Origin of the sequence: Corynebacterium endometrii (genome assembly GCF_004795735.1) — a bacterium.
Lineage (GTDB): Bacteria > Actinomycetota > Actinomycetes > Mycobacteriales > Mycobacteriaceae > Corynebacterium > Corynebacterium endometrii.
In genome coordinates this window covers 866,471-882,643 of the sequence record NZ_CP039247.1, presented here as the reverse complement: position 1 = coordinate 882,643, position 16,173 = coordinate 866,471, and the positions used below count along the sequence as shown (strand labels likewise).

Annotated in this window: 12 protein-coding genes and 1 tRNA gene; 1 reads left to right on the top strand and 12 read right to left on the bottom strand. The window is 60.7% G+C overall.

Annotated elements, in window-relative coordinates; all coding sequences use genetic code 11:
- Positions 1-240 precede the first annotated feature (240 nt).
- From CENDO_RS04000 to CENDO_RS03965, 8 genes are all read right to left on the bottom strand, one after another.
- On the bottom strand, positions 241-657 hold the full coding sequence (locus CENDO_RS04000; protein WP_136140891.1) for a hypothetical protein: 417 nt from the start codon (positions 655-657) through the stop codon (positions 241-243).
- Positions 658-1,389: 732 nt separating this feature from the next.
- Positions 1,390-1,466, bottom strand: a tRNA-Leu gene (locus CENDO_RS03995).
- Between the two features lie 75 nt (positions 1,467-1,541).
- A complete protein-coding gene (locus CENDO_RS03990; protein WP_136140890.1) occupies positions 1,542-2,513 on the bottom strand; it encodes a Ppx/GppA phosphatase family protein in 972 nt (323 codons plus the stop codon).
- 23 nt (positions 2,514-2,536) lie between these two features.
- Complete coding sequence (locus CENDO_RS03985) at positions 2,537-3,085, bottom strand: DUF501 domain-containing protein (protein WP_136140889.1); 549 nt, start codon at positions 3,083-3,085, stop codon at positions 2,537-2,539.
- A gap of 65 nt (positions 3,086-3,150) precedes the next feature.
- Positions 3,151-3,795 (bottom strand): FtsB family cell division protein, encoded by a 645-nt coding sequence (locus tag CENDO_RS03980; RefSeq protein ID WP_136140888.1) that lies wholly within the window; start codon positions 3,793-3,795, stop codon positions 3,151-3,153.
- Between the two features lie 160 nt (positions 3,796-3,955).
- Positions 3,956-5,233, bottom strand: coding sequence for a phosphopyruvate hydratase (gene eno, locus CENDO_RS03975; protein WP_136140887.1), 1,278 nt, complete (start codon positions 5,231-5,233; stop codon positions 3,956-3,958).
- A 195-nt stretch (positions 5,234-5,428) separates the two neighbouring features.
- Complete coding sequence (locus tag CENDO_RS03970; protein ID WP_136142131.1) at positions 5,429-6,208, bottom strand: lytic transglycosylase domain-containing protein; 780 nt, start codon at positions 6,206-6,208, stop codon at positions 5,429-5,431.
- A gap of 125 nt (positions 6,209-6,333) precedes the next feature.
- Positions 6,334-6,963, bottom strand: a complete 630-nt coding sequence (locus CENDO_RS03965) for a MazG nucleotide pyrophosphohydrolase domain-containing protein (RefSeq protein WP_136140886.1) — start codon at positions 6,961-6,963, stop codon at positions 6,334-6,336.
- Positions 6,964-7,134: 171 nt separating this feature from the next.
- On the opposite strand from CENDO_RS03965, the gene CENDO_RS03960 reads away from it, so the two are divergent.
- Positions 7,135-8,595 carry an amino acid permease gene (locus CENDO_RS03960; RefSeq protein ID WP_136142130.1) on the top strand — a complete coding sequence of 487 codons (1,461 nt, stop codon included), beginning with the start codon at positions 7,135-7,137 and terminating at the stop codon, positions 8,593-8,595.
- 98 nt (positions 8,596-8,693) lie between these two features.
- Here the strand turns inward: CENDO_RS03960 and adhP are convergent, their stop codons facing one another.
- The 4 genes from adhP to CENDO_RS03940 all read right to left on the bottom strand — a co-directional run bounded on the left by adhP (position 8,694) and on the right by CENDO_RS03940 (position 16,163).
- The gene (gene adhP / locus CENDO_RS03955; RefSeq protein WP_136140885.1) at positions 8,694-9,722 is read right to left on the bottom strand and encodes an alcohol dehydrogenase AdhP; all 1,029 of its coding nucleotides are present in this window, start codon (positions 9,720-9,722) and stop codon (positions 8,694-8,696) included.
- 365 nt (positions 9,723-10,087) lie between these two features.
- Positions 10,088-13,960, bottom strand: coding sequence for a transcription-repair coupling factor (mfd, locus tag CENDO_RS03950; RefSeq protein WP_136140884.1), 3,873 nt, complete (start codon positions 13,958-13,960; stop codon positions 10,088-10,090).
- 11 nt (positions 13,961-13,971) lie between these two features.
- Entirely contained in the window at positions 13,972-14,655 is a 684-nt protein-coding gene (locus CENDO_RS03945) for a TetR/AcrR family transcriptional regulator (RefSeq protein WP_136140883.1), read from the bottom strand.
- A gap of 728 nt (positions 14,656-15,383) precedes the next feature.
- On the bottom strand, positions 15,384-16,163 hold the full coding sequence (locus CENDO_RS03940; RefSeq protein ID WP_136140882.1) for a trimeric intracellular cation channel family protein: 780 nt from the start codon (positions 16,161-16,163) through the stop codon (positions 15,384-15,386).
- Positions 16,164-16,173: the final 10 nt, after the last annotated feature.

Genomic DNA, 16,173 nt, shown 5'->3' with positions numbered 1-16,173 from the left:
GTGGTCGGGCTCGCCTGGCGCACCGCCGATCGCGGTGCAGAACCCGTTCTACTGTGCCGTGGGGCTGGTCAGGCCAGGGCGCGGCATGCGGCGGAGACAACAACACCTCCGCGCTTGGGCTGCGCGCGGAGGTGTTGCTTTGGTCAGTGGTCTAGGCCAGGGGCACTGTGCTCCGCGGCGCTTGACCGTGGCAAAAAGTACAGTTCGCTTGGGTAGCGAGTGTTAAGCCCGTAGCCGGATTCACGATTCTCCGTTGTTTTGACGAATGACGGACCGGCCTACTTCCCACGCCTCGAAGAGGTCTTTGGCCACCGCACCATTTGGGACAATGGTTTTGAGCATGTCGATTGTCTGATCGGGTTCGATCACCCCGTTAGCCGAATACTCATTGAACAATTCGATGGTTTCCTCAGGAAAAGGCAACAAGCCTTCCCTGACATCAACGATATTGCCATCGTTGTGTGCAACCACTGCCCCCAAAAGCTTCTGAGATAAAGCTTCTTGTTCGAAAGTCAAGGCAGCGAGCATCACCGCTTTCCGAAACTCTACATAAGGTGGCGGAAATGGGTGATGCAGGGTTACAAGCCGTTCTACTTGAGCAGACAGAAATTCTATCCTTCGCTCTAGATCAGCTAGGCTCGCCGAATTATCTTCCACTGGAGACCCCCTTAAAGGAACACGAACATCAGAGCGTCAGCGACTGTCAGCGACGGTCGAAAAGTAGCCCACTTCTGACGGTGGAAAAGTAGCCCAATTGTACTTGTCGTTTACTTTAGTGCTTTGCCTCGTTCTGCGTTTACGGAAGGCAGGATATCTTCGTGACCGTTGATGCGGTAACTGGTTGCCTTGTGTGTGAGAATCTCTGCGTGGTGGACTGCGCGGTCGATCATGGCTGCGACGTTTGAAGGTTCTCCGGTTCATTACGAAACTCCGGTCAAACATTCTGAAGTAAAGATTCGATTCGTGGAGGGCTAATGGAGATTTCAGTCGACGAGCTACTCGAATTCGATCCTCCGCCCATCGTTACCGAGGAAGAGGCCCGAAAGACGGCCAAATTCGCGCTCCAGAGCGCCTCTGGCTTCGGCGAGGCATATTGCCGAGGCAATCCCGAGGCAAATCACATAGACAGTGCCGGAAATTACCGTCCAGGCGTTCGGAGCGTAGTCCTTATGGCGGCTGCTCAGATTATGGCTAAACCCGGCCAAGTCCAGAAACGAGACCAAACCGGAGCCGTATCCTACCTTCGAGGAGAAGGGTTTAAGGGTTTCACGCTCGGAGAATTGCAGTGCCTCAACCGTTACCGGAAGACGGCTAAGTAATTATTAGTTGGACACTTTTTGGACACCATAGGCCAAAAAGTGCCCAACTTTCCAGCGTTTCCGCTGGTGGTGGTGCCCCCAGTGGGACTCGAACCCACACTGAATTGATTTTAAGTCAACTGCCTCTGCCGATTGGGCTATGGGGGCGCGTGCTGGAACCAGTCTATTAGAGTACCCAGTCCAACACCGAATTGCGCATTGTAACGCGCATAAATTCGCGATTTACTCGGCCTCGGCCTGAACGTCTTCGGCCAAGCCCGCAATGATCCCATCGAGGATGTCCTTCTCGCTGATGAAGAAGGAGCGGGCTTCGGAGTTGCGCTCGATCATGTTAATGATCCCCTCTACGGCAACGGCGCCGCCGCCAATGACATCGGCACGCCCCGGGTGAATGACCGGATTGAGCGCACGCATCTCGGCCGGCTCAAGCATCAATGAACGCGTCAACACCCGCAGACCGTCGAAGCGAAGCTCCGAACCATGGATGGAATCCGCGTCATAGCGTTCCAATCCCTGGGCTATAGCAGACAGAGTCGTGAACGTTCCCGCGCAGCCTACGAAGGTTACTGCCTTGTCGACGGGGACAATTCGCTCCACCTCCTGCATGCGCTCTTCCACGAAATCCTCAGCGATTTCGATTTCCGTCTCGCTCGGAGGATCGGAAGGCATCATCCGCTCGGTTATACGCACGCATCCCATTTGCGCGGAGTGCATACCGAGGATTGAGCCGTCAGCCTCGCCCACGATAAATTCAGTAGACCCGCCGCCTAAATCGATAACGCAGAAGGGGGCGCGGTCCGCCGGCAGGTCGCTGACCGCGCCGGAGAAGGAAAGCATGGCCTCTTCCTCGCCGCTAATAACCTCGGCCCGCGCGCCCGGCTGGATCTGGCCGAGCAATTCGGCGGTCATGTCGAAAAACTCCCGCTGATTGCTCGCGTCACGGGTGGCGGAGGTGGCTACCATGCGCACCCGTGTTACCTGCTCAAATTTCATTTGCTGCACGTAGCCGGCCAGGGCCGCACGCGTGCGCTCAAGAGCTTCCGGGGCAAACTCACCGTGTGCGTCCACGCCTTGCCCTAGGCGGACTATTTCCATGGTTCGGACAATGTCTTTGATCTTTCCATCTTCATGGATATCGGAGATGAGCAGACGGATGGAATTGGTACCGCAATCTACAGCAGCCACGCGAGTCATGGGGAAGAACTCCTTGTAGGGATTTATTCGGCGTTGGAGAAATCAAACTGGCTAAGCTCGATGCCTAGCTCAGCGATGGTCGGCCAATCCTCGGGGATGGCGGTGCCGCGCAAGCGGCCATGATCGGCGGCCAGTGCAACGGCCTCGGTGCCCAAGCGGAAATGCTCAGGCCCCTCGGCCAGGGCGTAGGCGATCAGAACGTGCAGGCACTTGACCCGGTCCGGCATTCCGCCGCCGGAGAACTCGGTGCCCAGGTCTTCCATTGAGTTGCGCTTGGCCAGGAAGTATTCGTGAGCTGCGCGGTAGTCCGCTGCCAGTTCTTCATCCTCCCCCAGGCGCGCTTCCATCCACTTCATCACGTGGGCAACCTCAAGGCGTGATGCCTCCGCCGTTAGCCGGGGATCCGTAAGGTAGTACAGCGTTGGGAACGGAGTACCGTCCGGCAACCTTGGCGAGGTGGTTACCACGGCCGGCTGTCCGTCCGGGGTGCGGTATGCAATGTCCACTACGCCGCGTGGTTCGCGGCCCAATTGGGTGGTAACAATGTCAAGATCTGCTTGATTAACGCTCATGAGATCATTGTCTCATGGCTCCGGCCGCGTTGGTTAGTCGAAAAGCTCGAGGCCGCCTAATCGGGCTAGCCGGTCGGGGCCGGGGTGGCCTGCTCCGCCTCGTCGCCAGAGGCGGCGGGCGTCTCTGGTGCGGTCTCGGCGGCCGAAGGCGGGGTCTCTGGCCCGTTGCCGCTGACCACGGAGACCTGAGGCTTTTCCGCGACGGAGTCCCAGAGGACCTCGTACCACTCGCGTTGGTCCGATTCCGCTTGCTTATCGGTAGACAGGCTCTCCCCCTGGCTCATGCGGGGATCCACAATGCGGTACGCAACCTCCCCGGGCGCCACCAAACCCAAGCGACGGCGGGCTTCCTGGCGGATGTATTCGGGGTCCTGGTAACGCTCGATTTCGGTTTGCAAGCGTTCTTTTTCCTGTTGCGCGCTGGCAATGGATTCGTTTAAGCGGGCCAGCTCCGTGCGGCCATCGTAATAGTTGCGCAACGGCACGGCGATTGCGAACAAGATGATGAGGACCACTGCGATGAGAACGCTGACGCCTGCGATATCCATGCGCGAACGGTTTTTGGAGGCCAGCTCCTTAGCCCTCGCCGCCTCCCGCTCACGGGACGCGCGATCGGCAGCACGCGAGGCCACCGGAACCGAATTCCGGCGGCGAGAGTTGCCACCGTCCAGCTTGGACTGGGGCTTGGAGGACTTGTTCGCGCTTGCCATAGGAGTCTTATCCTAGCGCCAGAAAATGGGTAAGCGCCGTGGCACACGTGACTGCAGTGAAAATAACAAAAATTCCCGCGACCCCACCGGGAGGTCACGGGAATCTTCGCTTCATGGGCCTAGAGGCCTAGGCCTCTTTTGCGCAAGTCCTAACGGCCCCTTAGCCCTGGAAGCGTGGGAACGCGGAGCGGCCCGCGTATACGGCACCCTCGCCCAGCTCCTGTTCGATGCGCAGCAGCTGGTTGTACTTAGCCACGCGCTCGGAACGAGCAGGGGCACCGGTCTTGATCTGGCCGCAGTTCAGCGCAACCGCGAGATCGGCGATGGTGGTGTCCTCGGTCTCGCCGGAGCGGTGGGACATCATGGTGCGGTAGCCACTGCGGTGCGCCAGCTCAACGGCATCGAAGGTCTCGGTCAGGGTACCAATCTGGTTGACCTTAACCAGCAGAGCATTCGCTGCCTTCTTGGCGATACCTTCCTTCAGGCGTGCCGGGTTGGTGACGAAGAAGTCATCGCCCACGATCTGAACCTTGTCACCAATCGCCTTGGTCAGGGTGACGTAGCCGTCCCAGTCATCTTCCTGCAGTGGGTCCTCGATGGAAACGATTGGGTACTCGTTAATGAGCTCCTCGTAAACCTTGGACATTTCCTCAGCGGTGTGCTCGCCGCCCTCGAAGTGGTACTTGCCATCCTTGAAGAACTCGGAGGAGGCAACGTCAAGTGCCAGCGCGATGTCCTTGCCTGGCTCGAGGCCGGCCTTCTTGATTGCCTCGACAATCAGGTCAAGCGCCGCCTTGGTGGACTCTACGGATGGGGCGAAGCCACCCTCATCGCCAAGGCCGGTGGACAGGCCCTTTTCCTTGATGACGGACTTGAGGTTGTGGTAAACCTCTGCGCCCTGACGCAGTGCCTCAGAGAAGGACTCGGCACCGATTGGGGCAATCATGAATTCCTGAACGTCGACGCCGGAGTCAGCGTGTGCGCCACCGTTGAGGATGTTCATCATTGGAACCGGCAGAACGTGCGCGTTTGGTCCGCCGATGTAGCGGTACAGCGGCAGTCCGGCGGAGGCGGCGGCCGCGCGGGCGGCAGCCATGGATACACCCAGGATGGCGTTTGCACCCAGGCGGGACTTATTCTCGGTGCCGTCCAGGGCAATCATTGCCTGGTCGATGAGGCGCTGGTCGTCAGCCTCGAAACCTGCGAGAGCGTCAGCGATTTCCTCATTTACGTTTTCGACTGCCTTGAGAACTCCCTTGCCCTGGTAGCGGTCACCGCCATCACGCAGCTCGTGAGCCTCGTGAACACCGGTGGATGCGCCGGAAGGCACGCCGGCGGAGCCGTGCGCACCGTCATCGAGGAATACTTCAGCCTCAACGGTTGGGTTGCCGCGGGAGTCCATGATCTCTCGTGCAAATACGTGGATGATGTCAGCCATGCTGTACTTCACTCCTATAGAACTAGGTTGATGTGAGATAAGGGTGCGGGAATAATCTCAAAATCAGAATTTATTGGCACCTCTGCCTAATTGTTCCAGAAAACCCGCCCCGGTGCCCAGTTACGTCATAACCAGTTGACCTACTCTGCCGCAACACCCCCTCAGCAGGGGCTAACGGCCCCAACCGGGGCGCCGCTAGGACGTCGCCGGCTGCCCAATGGCGTAGGAATTTGCCGCGTTGGCCACCCGGCGCATGTAGTCCTCTGATTGGTTATAAGAGAAGATGGCCTGCACCCACGCCTCGCCGTCAGCCAGGTTGCGGTTAAAGGCGCACAACAGCTTCGCGGAGGATAGGGCCGCGTCATCGATCTGCTGTGGATCGGCCTTGCCATCGCCGTTGGCGTCGAGGCCGTATCGCTTCCAGGATTCGGGGATGAACTGCATCGGCCCCATGGCGCGGTCCAATTCCGGGTCCCCGTCGTAGGCGCCGTCATCGGTATCAGCCACCCGCGCGGTGCCATTGGCGCCGTCCAGGGGGATTCCAATGATTGGCGGCGTGGTATAGCCGTTGGCGTCTAGCTCCGAGGGCTTAAACCAATTCCCGCTGTAGGTTCCGTGGCGGGTTTCTACCCAGCCCACGCCGGCGAGAGTGTTCCAGCGCAGGTTGCACTCCGGCCACGCTTCGCGCGCGATGAGTTCCGCGTTGGCGTAGGCCCGCAGGGCCTGCCCCGGAATGCCGGTCTGCTGGGACAGCTGGGTAGACCATTGGGTGAGGCTGTCCGAGGTGCGCCCGGGCGCATTGATATCAATCGAGTCCACCTCGGCCGGGGTTTGCGGCGGTACGTTGTCTGGTACTGGCTGCAAGGTGCGCATCGGAGCGGGCTTGTCCATGAAGGATAGTCCCCACAGGCCCACGGACACGGTGACAACGATCAGCAAGACGGCCGCGCATCCGCAGCCCGTTAGTCGCCTCATCCAATCAGTCACGGCGCCCAATCCTACAGGCATGGCACGCAATTCTTAACGACGCCACCCCGCCCCGCCCTCACCTATTATCTCCCCCACAGCTAGACATGAGATTCCCGCGCCGAGGCGGCGGGTTAGCGGTTATCCCCGCGGGGCTTTCCGGCTTTTTCTCGCGCCTTGCCCTCCGCCCAGAAGCGTTGCTGGACCTCTTGCGCAACGGTGGTGGTTGTGCCGTCAAACAGGTACGGAGAACGCGAGCGCATCTTGCTAACGAAGCTCGCCGCCACATCGTCCAAATCGAATGCTCCCCTGCGGCTGGCGATTTCCGCATGGAAAAGAACTTGCAAAAATACGTCGCCTAGTTCCTTGAGCAACTCCTCATCGCCTGCACCACCTCGCACCGCGTCGGTGAATTCTTGCGTTTCCTCTTCAAGGTACGGCAGCAGCGTTGCATGCGTCTGGGTGGCCTCCCATTCCCCGATGTCACGCGCGCGAGACATGACCTGCCGGGCCTTGAGGACCGGGTCACTGAGCGACGCGGCGGCAAAGACCCTCTCCCCCGCTTCCCTGCGGGCTTGAATCTCTGGGTCCGAGGCATCCGTGGTGACGTAGGTGGATTCCCCGCAACCGGAGACCACCGCATCGAAATCCCACCGCACCGAGATTGGCACCTCGGCGCCAAATTCAACGGGCGAGGTAATCCGCCCTATTGCTTGCAGGGGGATTTGGTCAGGCCAACGCGGGTCAAGAACTACTACGGACATAGCCTCACAGTGTAAGCCTCAGCACACTTACGGGGGAATTTCATCCATTTCTACTGCTAGATTGGCTTCTCGCCGAGTGTGCGTTTTCGCTGGCGGAATCAAACGCAGTAGGTTATTCGGGTGACCTTATCCCATCCTTCTGACGGTACAACCGCAGCCACCCCAGCCCAGATGCCCCGGCATTCAGTTCCGCTGTTCACGCTTGTAGCGCTGATCATCGGCTCGACTGTCGGCTCTGGTATTTTCGCCCTGCCCCAGAATATTGCATCGGTAGCAGCCCCCGGGGCTATGCTCATCGGCTGGGTCATCGCCGGCGTGGGCATGCTGTCCGTGGCCTTCGTCTTCCATATTCTGGCCCAGCGCAAGCCGCACCTGGACTCCGGCGTCTACGCATACGTCCGCGCCGGTTTAGGCGACTATATCGGCTTTACCGCAGGTTGGGGCTACTGGCTAGGTTCCGTCATTGCGCAGGTGGGTTACGCAACCTTATTCTTCAGCACCATCGGTCACTACATTCCGTTCTTTGATGAATCCAATCGGTGGGTCACGGGTATCTCCGTCTCGCTGATGACCTGGCTGATCTTCATCTTGCTCACCAGGGGCATTCGCCAGGCCGCCATCATGACCTCCATTACCACCATCGCCAAGGTGCTGCCCATTGCGGCGTTCATCATCCTGGTGGCGTTTTTGGGATTTAGCTGGGACAAATTCACCTTAGACTTCTGGGGCGAAACATCCGGCGCCACGGTGTTCGAGCAAATCCAGGGCGTGATGCTCTTTACCGTGTGGGTGTTCATTGGCGTCGAGGGCGCATCCGTCTACTCAAAACAGGCAAAATCCCGCAAGGACGTGGGACGCGCCACGGTCATTGGCTTCCTCACCGTGCTCGTGCTGCTGCTGTCCGTATCCACCCTGTCCTATGGCGTGCTAACCCAGGCCGAGCTTGCCGCTTTGCCGGATAACTCCATGGCCTCGGTCCTTGAGGCCGTGGTGGGCCCATGGGGTGGACTCCTCATTTCGATCGGCTTGTGCCTGTCAGTTCTTGGCGCGTATGTCTCGTGGCAGATGCTGTGCGCCGAACCGTTGATGATGATGGCCCTGGACGGGCTTTTGCCGCGCCGCGTTGGTGAGCTCACCTCTACCGGCGCCCCATGGGTAGCGCAGCTCATTTCCACCTGCGTCATCCAGTTCACGGTCATCCTGTTCTTCCTGAACAACACGGCCTACACGTCTATGGTCCAGCTGGCTACTATCCTCTACCTTTTGCCATACATCTTCTCCGCGCTATACCTGGTCCTGCTCGCCACCAGGGGCAAGGGAATCTCCCACCCTCACGCCGGAACCCGCTTCGATGACTCCGGGCCCGATATCCCACCGGCTACCAACAAGCGTCACCTGGCAGTTGGCCTGCTGGCCCTTGTGTATTCCATGTGGCTTATCTACGCCGCAGACCCCGTCTACCTCCTCTTCGGCGCGCTTGCGGTGGTACCGGGTTTGGTTCCATACGTCATCACCCGCATCTCAAAGAAGGAACGTGTATTCAACCCGTTAGAGTGGGCCGTGGTGGCCATCATCATCGGCGGCGCGATTGCCGCGGTCATCGGTCTGGTGACCGGCAATCTGGCGCTATAGCCGCAAATAAAACCAGTAAACAGAAATGGCGCCCCGGGAAAACCGGGGCGCCATTAGCCTTGTGCCACTACCGCTCTAGGAGAGCCGGCCTTGGCGGCTTATTGGTAGTTGATGACGCGGCGGCCATCGATGCCGCCCTTGATCAATCCGTCGAAGACGTCATTGATGTCCTCAAGCTTGATCTCTTCCACGTGGGGCTTAATCAGCCCGCGGGCGTAGAAGTCCAGGCTTTCGGCCAGGTCCTGGCGGGTGCCCACCAGCGAGCCGCGAATGGTCAGGCCCTTGAACACGATGTCAAAGATTGGTGCGGGGAACTCCCCTGGTGGAAGGCCGTTGAACACGATGGTTCCGCCCTTGCGCGCCATGGCGATTGCCTGGCCGAAGGCCTGTGGGTGGACCGCGGTAACCAGGATGCCGTGGGCGCCGCCCTTGGTGTATTCGGCAACGGCCTCTCCCGGATCCTGTTGGCCGGCGTTGACTACGAACTCCGCCCCGTACTTCTTGGCCAGCTCTAGCTTGTCATCGGCGATGTCTACCGCGATGACGCGCATGCCCATGGCCACGGCGTACTGGACAGCGATGTGGCCCAGGCCGCCAATTCCGGAAATCACCATGAACTGGCCGGGCTTGGTGTCAGAGACCTTCAGCCCCTTGTAGACGGTCACTCCGGCGCACAGGATTGGGGCTACCTCGATTGGGTCTGCCCCTTCCGGGATGCGAGCGCAGTAGCGGGTATCAACGAGCATGTACTGGCCGAAGGAACCATCGACGGTGTAGCCACCGTACTCGGCCTTATCGCACAGGGTCTCCCAACCGGAGCGGCAGTGCTCACACTGGCCGCACGCGGACCACAACCACACGTTGCCAACCATGTCACCCAGCTCGAGCTCATGCTCACCGGGACCAAGCTTGACGATCTCACCCACGCCCTCGTGGCCAGGGATGAATGGTGGTTCTGGCTTTACCGGCCAGTCGCCTTCCGCAGCGTGCACGTCAGTGTGACAAACGCCGGAAGCATGGACCTTCACCAGTGCCTGGAACGGTCCTGGCTCCGGAAGGTCCTCATCGCGGATGTTCAGGGTTGGGCCGAATTCCTCAACCACCGCCGCGGTAAATTTCTCTGCCATAGGGTCATCTCCTTCGATGGAATGTGTGCAAAGAATTAACTTCATTATAACCCAATCCCCCTCTCTGCAATCGATTTCGAAGTGGGAAATTGCGGAGGATAATTTTTCACCCGCGGCACAACACCCCAGTGAATCTTCACAGCCTATCGAAGAGACCGCCCCCTGCTTACGGGCCCACTACTTTTACGACCGGGCGAATGCCAGTAAACCGCCTTCCCCTCCCTGGCCCCTGATGGAGCAAACCCACCGCGTGATGCGTGATACTTCCCCGCCCGCCGCACCGGGCGTAACCCGGTGAACTGATTATTCAAGAAAAAGGGCGGGTAGGCCGGCTACAACCGGCTCACCCGCACCTTGTCTTATCTCTAGCGGCCGCCGCCGCGGAAGCCCCGGCCACCGCGGCCGCCGCGGGCGGCGTTGACTCCGAATCCGGAACCCGCGGAGCCCTCCCCGCCGGAGCCGGAGGACCTGCCGCGGGAACGAAAGCCGCCCGCGTTGTCAATCGCGGACTTCTTCCTTGCCCGGGACGCCGGGGCGCGGCGCGCACGGGCGGCGGCCTCCTGGGCGGCGGTGCGTGGGGTCTCGGCCTTGGCCTTGCCTGCCTCATCGACGTTTAGGCCCTTAACCTTGGGCCCGCGCCCGCCGGTGACGTCAATTTCGGGCAGATCAAACATGGCTGAAAGGAAGTCCGCCATCCACTGAATGAGTTCCACGTCGCGCATGAGCGGGTCGTTGACGTTGCGGCCGCTCTTGGGGAACGACAGTTGGATGGCCTGGGCCGCGGCTCGGTAACTGGAGCCGGGGAAGAGGCGCTTGAGGCGTACCTGCTTGGAATCCGCCAACTGCACCGGGTGCACCTTGATGCGGGTGCCCTGGACGGCAATATCGGCGATACCGGCCGCGCGCGCTTGATGGCGCAGGCGCGCCACGGCCAAGAGGCGCTCTACCTCCTCCGGCAGCGGGCCGTAGCGGTCCTCCATTTCCTCAATCGCCAATTGCAGATCCTTGTTGTCCTTGGAGGCGGCCAGCTTCCGGTAGACCTCGAGGCGCAGGCGTTCGGCGTTGATGTACTCCTCAGGAATGTGTGCATCGACAGGCAGGTCGATGCGTATTTCCTTGGGGCCGTCATCGGTAACAGTCGGCGTCTCGCCGCGGGCGAGTGCCTTAAACGTCTCCACGGCCTCGCCCACGAGGCGCACGTAGAGGTCAAAGCCCACGCCGGCGATGTGCCCCGATTGCTCGGCGCCCAGCACGTTGCCCGCACCACGCATCTCTAGATCCTTCATCGCCACGGCCATGCCGGCGCCGAGATCATTGTTCTGGGCGATGGTGGCCAGACGGTCGTAGGAAGTTTCGGTCAGGGTCGCGCCCTTCGGGTAAAGGAAGTAGGCGTATCCGCGTTCACGGGAACGCCCCACACGCCCGCGCAACTGATGGAGCTGGGAAAGGCCCATATGGTGGGCGTTTTCCACAATCAGGGTATTGGCGTTGGCGATATCCAGGCCAGTCTCGACGATGGTGGTGCATACCAGCACGTCATATTCGCGGTCCCAGAATCCCTGCACGGTCTTATCCAGCAGGTCCTCGGACATCTGGCCGTGGGCCACGACGATGCGGGCCTCGGGGACCAGGGCCCGCAACTCGCGGGCCTTTTTCTCGATGTCCGCGACCTTATTGTGGATGAAGAAGGTCTGGCCATCACGTAACAGCTCTCGCCTAATGGCGGCCGCTACCTGCTTATCCTCGTACGCGCCCACGTAGGTAAGCACCGGGTGGCGATCCTCCGGCGGGGTCAGAATCGTAGACATTTCCCGGATGCCCGCCATGGACATCTCAAGGGTTCGCGGGATCGGCGTCGCGGACATGGTGAGCACATCCACGGAGGATTTGAGCGCCTTGATATGTTCCTTATGCTCCACGCCAAAGCGTTGTTCCTCATCGACCACGATGAGGCCCAGGTTCTTCCATTGCACGCCGGTCTGGAGCAGGCGGTGGGTACCGATGACAATGTCCACGGTGCCGTCGGCCAAGCCTGCGAGGATCTCTTTCGATTCGCGGGCGGAGGTAAAACGGGAAAGCCCCTCGATCTTTATCGGGAATCCGGCCATGCGCTGCTCGAAGGTGGCGCGGTGCTGCTGCGCCAAGAGCGTGGTAGGCACCAGCACCGCCACCTGCATACCGTCCTGCACCGCCTTGAAGGCGGCGCGCACGGCCACCTCGGTCTTGCCGTAGCCCACGTCGCCTACCACCACACGGTCCATAGGCACGGGGGATTCCATGTCCTGTTTCACCGCATCGATGGCCAGCATCTGATCTTCGGTCTCCACGTACGGGAATGCGTCTTCCATCTCGGCCTGCCACGGCGAGTCCGGGGCAAAGGAGTGCCCCGGCGCGGCCTGCCGCTTGGCGTAGAGCTGGACTAACTCGCCGGCGATCTCGCGCACCGCGGCCCTGGCCTTGCGCTTGGTGTTCTTCCAGTCGGATCCACCCATCTTTGACAGGGTGGGGGCCTCTCCGCCGGTGTACTTAGACAACAGGTCCAGGGATTCCATGGGAACCCACAGCTGGTCAGCCGGCTGGCCCCGCTTGGAGGCGGCGTATTCCAGCACGATGTATTCGCGGCGGGACATCTCATCGCCGGTGTTGACGGAGCGCTCCGCCATTTTCAAAAAGCGTCCGATGCCGTGTGTCTCATGCACCACGTAGTCCCCCGTTTTCAGGGCCAGGGGATCCACTCGGTTGCGCCGCTTGGCCGGGCGGCGCTTGGCGCCGGCAATATCGCCGACGCGGTTACCCGTCAGGTCCGTCTCGGTGACCACGACCAGCGGCAGGGCGTCCGCGCCTTTCGGCTTGCGCACCTTGGGAAACACCAGGCCGGCGTGGCTGAGCGCCTGGTACAGAGTGACCTCGCCGGCGGCGGGCTCCTGACCGGGTTCCGCCACGGAGGTGCGGATGCCCTTTTCCGAAAAGCGATCCACCATGCGTTTTATAGCGCCCTGCGCAGGGGCGATAAACGCCGCGCGGCCACCGGCATTGGTATGTGCCAGCAGCTGGGCCATCATTGCGTCAATCCCGGCGATATCACCGCGCGGGGTGGGCCCCGGTTCGAATTCAAGGGGGAGGGTGTCAGCCTCATCGGCTTCAAACATCCCCGGCGGCGCAAAAGTCCACAACGGCAACTCATGTCCACGCGCGGTCGCCTCCAGTGACTCATAAGAGCGGTAGCTGGAGGCCTCAAGATCCAGGCTCGCGGCATCTATGGGACCGTCCGCCCCCATAGCGGCGGCCTCCCAGCCCGCGGCCAGAAACTCGGCGTCAGTGTTTTCCAAGTCCGCGATGCGCGTGCGGATCTTTTCCGGCCCCACCAACACAATGTGGGTGCCGGCCGGGAAAAACTCAGGCAACGCAACCAACGGCGAGGTGGCGAGGACGGGGATGAGGGACTCCATGCCGTCGGCCGGAATGTGCTCAGAGACCTTGGTCAGCAGCTCCGCCAAGGCAGCGTTGCCCGCATGCTGCGGGGCCAACCGCCCGGCCCGCGCGGCCACCTCATTGGTAATGGGCAGCTCCCGCGCCGGGAAGATGTCCACCGCACCCACCTCAATCTCCGGGATGGCGCGCTGATCTGCTACGGAAAACTGGCGGATATCCGTGATCTCATCGCCCCAGAACTCCACGCGCACCGGGTAATCAGAGGTGGTGGGAAACACGTCCAGAATGCCGCCGCGCGTAGCATACTCACCCCGCTTGGCCACCATATCCACATGCTTATAGGCGCGGAACTCTAAGGCAGAGACCACGGCCTCCAACGGATACTCCGCGTCCTCAGCAAGGGAGATGGGCTCCCGGCCCTCCACCTCGGACATAATGGGCTGGCAATATCCGCGCGCCGCGGTCACCACGACGCGCAACTCCCCCTTGGCCAGGCGGTGCAGCACCTGCGCACGCCGACCCACGATATCCGCGCCAGGGCTCAAACGCTCGTGCGGCAGCGTCTCCCACGCCGGGAAAAACGCCACCTTATCCCCCATCATGGCGGCCAGCTCTGCGGTCAAATCCTCAGCCTCACGGCCGGTGGCCGTGACAACCAGCACCGGCGCCTGATTAGCCAGCGCGCCGATAGCCCAGGGACGGGCCTGATCGATGCCGCTGATATGCAGCCGCTCCAACCCCACGTTGGAGGCCAACCCCTTCAACTTGGGATCCGAGGCAGCAACCTTGAGCAATCCGGAAAGCATAGGCGGCACGTTTACTTCACATCCTCTTCGCCCGCGTCCACCGTTTTGCCACCGGCGGACGCATCAAAGGCGGTATCTTCCAACTCAACCAACGGAACTGACAGCTTAGGTTTTTGCTCCAAACCAGACAAACCATTCCAGCACAAATTCACGATATGCGCCGCCACTGCTTCCTTGTCCGGCCTGCGCACGTCCAACCACGACTGGGCGGTCATGGACACCATGCCCACCAACGCCTGGGCGTACAGCTCCGCCAAAGCAGGATCCAGCCCGCGCCGGGCAAAGGCGTTGCCCAGGATGTGGGAGACCTGCCCCACCGCCGTGTTAAGCAGCGTGGAATAACTGCGGTCCGTGCCCGGCTTGGAATCACGCACCAGGATGATAAACCCGTCCGTTTCTTCCTCGATGTACGTCAACAGCGCCATGGTCGCCTGCTCGATGCGGGCGCGCCACGACCCCTCCTGCAAAGCCCCCGTAATCACCTTCTCCAAGGCCAGCATCTCACGGTCGATAACCACCGCGTACAGGCCTTCTTTGCCACCGAAGTGCTCATAGACCACCGGCTTGGATACACCCGCGCGTAGCGCGATTTCCTCGACCGAGGTGCCGTCAAATCCAAGTTCCGAAAAAGCCGCGCGCCCGATGGAAATCAACTGTTCCCGGCGCTGCTTGCCGGGCATTCTCTGCCTCACCATGCCCTCCAGCCTAATGCCCCTACGCCGGCAAACGTGAGCCGGCGCCCCGCCCCGCCGGCCGAGAAGGATTTAAGCGCGAGTCAATTTATGCCCCGACGGGATTTTCAGGTAGTGTGTTTACAGCGCCAGGTGCGTATGCGCACTGGTTGCTGGTTCCCCATGGTGTAATCGGCAACACTACGGTTTTTGGTACCGTCATTCTAGGTTCGAGTCCTGGTGGGGAAGCTTTTTGTTACACCCCTCTACCAGTGTTTTGCTGGTGGTGGGGTGTTTTTACTTTTTCGGGTTGAACTGGTTTAGGCCTGTTTAGGCCTATTTCTGGATGGTACGTCGTGGGATTCGGTTCGTTGCCGATGGCCAGCTACTGCCCGAACGTTTGTTGCATTGCACCCTCGGGCAGACCGCGAGCTTTGCGCCTATGGTGGTTAACGCACGCGCCGTAACCACCAGGAGCCTATGGATGAAGTCGGGGCTTCCCACCGTGGGCTAGGGCGTCCTGTTGATGTAAATAATTGGAGTCAGTGGGCGGGCACTTCACGCCAGCTGGCGGGTCGGAACACGGTGTAGACGCGGTTGAAGTACCTGCGGATTACGCGCTATAGAGATGACGCGTCGGGGAGTCTCGAAAACAAAACAACTGGGCGGGTCCGGATGCACTACGAGCATGGAACTCTAGGGCGCACCGAGGCGGGCGAATTTAAGGGCAACCGTCTCTCCGCGCATGGGCCCTACTCACCAGGGCCATGGTCATCGCCACTGCTTTTTGGCGATTTACCGCGGATGAGCTTCCGCCCGGCCTTTTTGCCCATGGCGTAGCCCTTGCGTTCGGCGCGGCGGGCAATCTGTGCCACCTGCATAGCGGTGTAGTTGACCGGCGCAAAGTAGGAGCCTCGTGGCAGGATCCATTCCCGCCAGTATGCCGTGATTGCTAAGCCAGCCGCGATGATTGGAGAGACGATCATGCCAAGAGCGGTGTAATCGAACTGGGCGAAGGCCACCATCACACATCCACCCACCACCGCCGGGACGGCATACAGCGGGCTGCCGCCGAAGACGGACGGTGTAATGCCGGAGGCAATATCGCGGACCATGCCGCCGCCCACCGCGGTCAGCACGCCCATGAACACGCACGCGATAAGGGGCATGTCATAGGCCAGCGATTTCACGCATCCGGTGACGGACCACACGCCGAGAATCACGGCATCGCCGTGAACGCGGAACATTTCCCAGGCACGTCCCTTGAAATCAGTGAGGTATGCGATGAGCGCACCCAGCATCGCCAGCGACAGGTAGGTGGGGTTGGAAATCGCCGCGGCGGGGCCCTGATCGATGAGCATGTCGCGCATCATGCCGCCGGCCAGCGCGGAAAATAGGGCGAGGAAGATGAACCCGATGAGGTCAAATTGGCGCTTGCGGGCGATTGTTCCGCCGATAATGCCGTTGAGAACTACTCCGATGAGGTCAAAGACGTCATAGAGCGTCTGGATGAGGGGATCCACGTCTGCCATGTGCATTAAC